Origin of the sequence: Sporosarcina sp. E16_8, assembly GCF_017347095.1 — a bacterium.
Lineage (GTDB): Bacteria > Bacillota > Bacilli > Bacillales_A > Planococcaceae > Sporosarcina.
On sequence record NZ_JADPRZ010000093.1, the window covers coordinates 1 to 4,765 of the forward strand.

Annotated in this window: 5 protein-coding genes, 1 tRNA gene and 1 other RNA gene; 1 reads left to right on the forward strand and 6 read right to left on the reverse strand. The window is 44.4% G+C overall.

Annotation, left to right across the window (positions count from 1 at the left end; translation table 11 throughout):
- Positions 1–292: 292 nt before the first annotated feature.
- The 6 genes from I2484_RS20660 to ffs all read right to left on the reverse strand — a co-directional run bounded on the left by I2484_RS20660 (position 293) and on the right by ffs (position 4,065).
- Positions 293–556: a pro-sigmaK processing inhibitor BofA family protein gene (locus I2484_RS20660; protein ID WP_207152938.1), complete on the reverse strand. Its 264-nt coding sequence runs from the start codon at positions 554–556 to the stop codon at positions 293–295.
- 55 nt (positions 557–611) lie between these two features.
- Complete coding sequence (locus tag I2484_RS20665; protein WP_346014228.1) at positions 612–824, reverse strand: YaaL family protein; 213 nt, start codon at positions 822–824, stop codon at positions 612–614.
- A gap of 13 nt (positions 825–837) precedes the next feature.
- The gene (gene recR / locus I2484_RS20670; protein ID WP_207152940.1) at positions 838–1,434 is read right to left on the reverse strand and encodes a recombination mediator RecR; all 597 of its coding nucleotides are present in this window, start codon (positions 1,432–1,434) and stop codon (positions 838–840) included.
- An 11-nt stretch (positions 1,435–1,445) separates the two neighbouring features.
- On the reverse strand, positions 1,446–1,766 hold the full coding sequence (locus I2484_RS20675; protein WP_207152941.1) for a YbaB/EbfC family nucleoid-associated protein: 321 nt from the start codon (positions 1,764–1,766) through the stop codon (positions 1,446–1,448).
- A gap of 21 nt (positions 1,767–1,787) precedes the next feature.
- Positions 1,788–3,548: a DNA polymerase III subunit gamma/tau gene (gene dnaX, locus I2484_RS20680; protein WP_207152942.1), complete on the reverse strand. Its 1,761-nt coding sequence runs from the start codon at positions 3,546–3,548 to the stop codon at positions 1,788–1,790.
- 250 nt (positions 3,549–3,798) lie between these two features.
- Positions 3,799–4,065: signal recognition particle sRNA large type (gene ffs / locus I2484_RS20685), an RNA gene on the reverse strand.
- A 118-nt stretch (positions 4,066–4,183) separates the two neighbouring features.
- On the opposite strand from ffs, the gene I2484_RS20690 reads away from it, so the two are divergent.
- A tRNA-Ser gene (locus I2484_RS20690) sits at positions 4,184–4,276 on the forward strand.
- Positions 4,277–4,765: the final 489 nt, after the last annotated feature.

Sequence of the window (4,765 nt, forward strand, 5' to 3'; positions counted from 1 at the left end):
GATGAAAAGAGTTTTCCATAAAGAAATCAAATAGCTCATTTCTTGCTGACTCGAATCCGAAGATTCTTGTGTGTGTTTCTTTTCGACCAACCGAAGCTGATTTAGTTAGAAACGTTTTGCTCAAGTGCGTTAGCACTCTCGCTGTATTTCATTGATGTTTTGCTGTTCAGTTTTCAAGGTTCATTTGTAGTGGAATCAACTTGCATTCCTTTGTGTGTTTCGCGTCCCTCACTGGCGACATACATAAGATTACTACGTCTCCGAACATAAGTCAACACTTTATAACAATCTTTCATAAAAATATTGCAAAAGCGCATAGCGTAGCGATTCCTGGTATCCCTAAAATGGCGAGTAATAGTCCAGACGTGATGTTTACAGGTACATAGATACCCACAAAGCCTCCTGCAACATTCATTGCAAAAAGAACTAGGAATGCAAATGCCAACCGAAACCAATAGACCGATAAACGCTCCAAAGCATTGTGGATATGTTTCTTATCCACCAATACTAATAGAAGGAGAACCAATATAACGACAACAATACCGATAACTTTCACGGGAAACACCCCTTTTCAATGAATGATCCATTCTATGCGGTCCCGTGAAAATATATCAATCCTTGCCTAACCGTCGAGCTTTTGCTTCTTTATATAAGTAAAAGTGTTTACACTCAGCTATTTTCCGTCTAACAATTACTTCTTGGTCATAATCATTGAGATAACGCTCAATGCCTCTTGCCTGTTCCCATTCTTCTTTCGTTTCTACCATTAATGAATGAAGGCGTTCATCAAACTCTTTTTTCAACTTACTTTTTCGCCTTAACACCGAAGCGGACCCCCTATAACTCCCGGCGACCTTCCAGCGCCTTCGATAATGTAACTTCATCCGCGTATTCAAGATCACCGCCGACAGGTAGTCCATGTGCAATCCTAGTTGTTTTAATTCCCGAAGGTCTCACAAGCCTAGAAATATACATTGCGGTCGCTTCTCCTTCTATTGTAGGGTTCGTGGCCAGAATCAATTCCTCAACCTCTTCGTTCTGTAGTCGAACCAGCAAGGATGGAACATTAATATCTTCAGGTCCAACCCCATCCATTGGAGAGATGGCTCCGTGAAGGACGTGATAAAGCCCTTTATAATCCCTCATCTTCTCTAGAGCAATAACGTCTTTGGGGTCTTGAACAACACAAATTATAGAACCATCACGCTGTGTATCCTGACAAATATGGCAGGGATCGATATCCGTAATATGGCCGCAAACCGAGCAAAAACGTAGATTCCGTTTAGCGTCAACGAGAGCTTTTGCAAAATCCATCACAGTATCCTCTTTCATACTTAAGACAAAAAACGCCAGACGACCCGCTGTTTTCGGGCCGATACCTGGCAATTTCATAAAACTATCCATCAGTTTTGATATTGGTTCAGGGTAATGCATTTATATGCCTCCTAGAACATTCCCGGTAGGTTCATTCCTTTTGTGAATTGACCCATCGTAGAGTTCGTTAGTTCTTCCGCCTTAGCCATGGCATCATTAGTTGCAATGACAATAAGGTCTTGTAACATTTCAACATCTTCCGGATCCACAACGGACGGATCAACGATTACTTCGACAACCTGCTTATCTCCAGATACGACGACTTTCACCATACCGCCGCCCGCTGAACCCTCAAGACGTTTTTCACCAAGCTCTTCCTGTGCTACAGCCATTTGTTTTTGCATCTTCTGCATTTGTTTCATCATGCCTTGCATATTTCCCATACCCTTCACGTTTGTTTCCTCCTCTAATTTTTAATCGTCATGGACTTCAATGAAATCTTTACCGAAAATCTTTTCCGCCTCAGTTACAATCGGGTCCGCATTTTCCTGTTCTGCTTCCTTTACAAAAGAAAGCATTTCTTCATTAGGTGCCCCTTCATCAGAACTATCCGGTTCTTGTTGTTTAGCAAGTCCGTTTTTCCGAATGAAGTCTCCCCTTACACTCAACCAACCTTCTTCAGGCACATACACTACTTCGTATGCTTTTCCAGTTCGTGAACGTAAGGCTTCTGACAGACCCGACCGAAGTGATGGATTTTCAGACGCCATGAGGCAATGGATTTCATATTTGAATTTTAACACAAAAGCATTCTCTGATGCTGCAACCGGTTCTGTCTCTTCGAGAAGTGCGGCGTGTGACCTTTGCATCGTCTGCATCATGCCCGCCCACTCTTCCCGAATCGTCTTGATATCTTGTTTTGTCGCAGATTTCAATACTTCGTGGATCTTACCTGTTGGGACTTTGAAACCTTGCGATGACTTTGACGCATTTTTCCGTGGTTGTGCGGATTGATCTGCAGCCGCCTGCTTATTCATCCCACCACTAGACATCTGTTGTTGCAATTCCACGATAGTGCGCTCAAGATCTGCTACCTTCTGCGTAAGCCCTGGGTCAATGGCGTGATTGCCGCCACCGGCCTGCACAGGGTTGTCAAGGTGAATCATTTTCAAAAAGGCAGACTCAATATATACTTTCGCATGATTGGAGAACCGCATTTCCTGTTGTGTTTTTGCTAGTATGTCGATGAACAAGTACAACTTATCCATTTCAAACCGTTGTGCCATTTCTACAAACCGTTCATCACCAGGTATGAGTTCGAGTAAGTCTTTTAAACTGGGTGCTGTTCTCAGAAGAAGTAGGTCCCGGAAAAACGTGATTAAATCTTCTGCTAGCCTAGAAACATCTTTCCCCTCGGAAATAAGTCGATCAAGCAATGTCAGCACCACGCCGGCATCTTTACCAAGTAGCGCTTCTGCCAATTGATGAAATATATCTTCACCAATTGATCCAGTTACAAGAAGTGCATCTTCAATTGTTATCTTGTCTCCACTGAACGACACAACTTGGTCGAGCATACTGAGTGCATCACGCATTCCTCCAGAAGCTGCCTGCGCAATTACTTTCAAAGCACTTTCATCAGACTCAATACCCGCATCCGAAAGGACTGTCTTCATTCGATTAGTAATATCAGCCGGTGTAATTGGTTTAAAATCGAAGCGCTGACATCTTGAAATAATCGTCAGTGGTAGTTTATGCGGTTCCGTGGTTGCTAAGATAAATACGACATGCGATGGCGGTTCCTCAAGTGTTTTCAAAAGCGCATTGAATGCCGAATTTGATAACATATGTACCTCATCGATAATATATACTTTAAATCGAGCATTCGACGGGGCAAACCGTACCTTTTCAATAATGTCTCGCATTTCCTCAACACGCGAGTTCGAAGCCGCATCAAATTCGATGACATCCGTATTCGACCCTTCCGTGATGCTAATACACGTCGAGCATTCATTGCACGGTTCTTTTGCCGGGCCATTTTCGCAATTTAACGCTTTAGCAAAAATTTTCGCGGCACTTGTCTTCCCCGTGCCTCTTGGACCCGAGAAAAGATAAGCATGTGTCGTCTTATTATGAAGGAGGGCGTTCTGAAGTGTCTGTTTCACATGTTGCTGCCCAGACATCTCAGCAAATGACTGAGGCCGATATACGCGGTAAAAAGCTTGATACACCAACAGTTTCCTCTCCTTTTGACGCAATGCGCTAATGTTTCCATTATAGCATAAACGTACACACTAATCCCTTTTCAAGGCAACTAGAAAAGCGTAAATGTCTGGTGAGCCCCGACAAATCGAAAGATGAAGGTGGCCAACGGTAACAACGCCTGCATGACCCACTTCGTGTGGACCCAGCGGCTAGGAGCTAAAGTCTAGACAACAAAAAACTCGTCCGTAGAAACGGACGAGTCGAATTGTGAAATTAATGCCGTGCACCTTCCTCTGACAGCCGCACATAAGCGTTACTCCTGTCGCCAGCTCGGTCTAGGCGACCCCGCGGCACATGAGAAATTCTACTTAATGCTGCTTCCTTCCGGACCTGACATAGTTCATAGGTTCCCATTGCGCGGGACCCAAACGTCAACACTGCGTGCAAGAGGCAGACCCTACAATACGGACAGCCTCGGGAAGGGATTCAGTCTTGCTAGAGCGGATTGCAAGTTACAGGACACCGCTATCTCCCCACCTAGCACGGCATTTACAAGTATACTCAATCTACTAGGTTAAATCAATTAATATCAATTGAATAAAGTTATTTTCATAAAACTGTTGACACTTCATTTCAAACATGATAAATTATTAATTGTTGACACGGAGGTATACCCAAGCTCGGCTGAAGGGATCGGTCTTGAAAACCGACAGGGGAGTCAAATCCCGCGGGGGTTCGAATCCCTCTACCTCCTCCATTTTTTTCAACTAAACGTATATGTTTGAAATCGAATTCGTTAGTAGATAACGAATTTTTATTTTTCCTATTTTAGTAATTAAACCTCAAGAAGCGGAGCCATTTAACTGGTCCGCTTCTTTTTTACGTTCTGTTTAGACTCCAGCACTTGTCGGGTCTACCAAGGTGCTTGCGCTTTTCTTCATGTCTAGCTCCAGCGCCTAGCCCCTGGGCCCACACGACGTGGGTCATGCAGCGGAGAGGGATTGAACTCCATCCCTCTTTGTTGCGACAGGATGTCGCGATCCTAAGCTGCCTTCCTCTGTCGCTTCAGTCCTTAAGTTAAAGGCAAAGTGCGCCTTTCTCTTAAGGCCCTCCAGCGCTTGTCGGGTCTAACAAGGCGCTTGCGCTTTTCTTCATGTCTAGCTCCAGCGCCTAGCCCCTCGAGTCGCTTCAGTCCTTAAGTTAAAGGCAAAGTGCGCCTTTCTCTTAAGGCCCTCCAGCGCTTGTC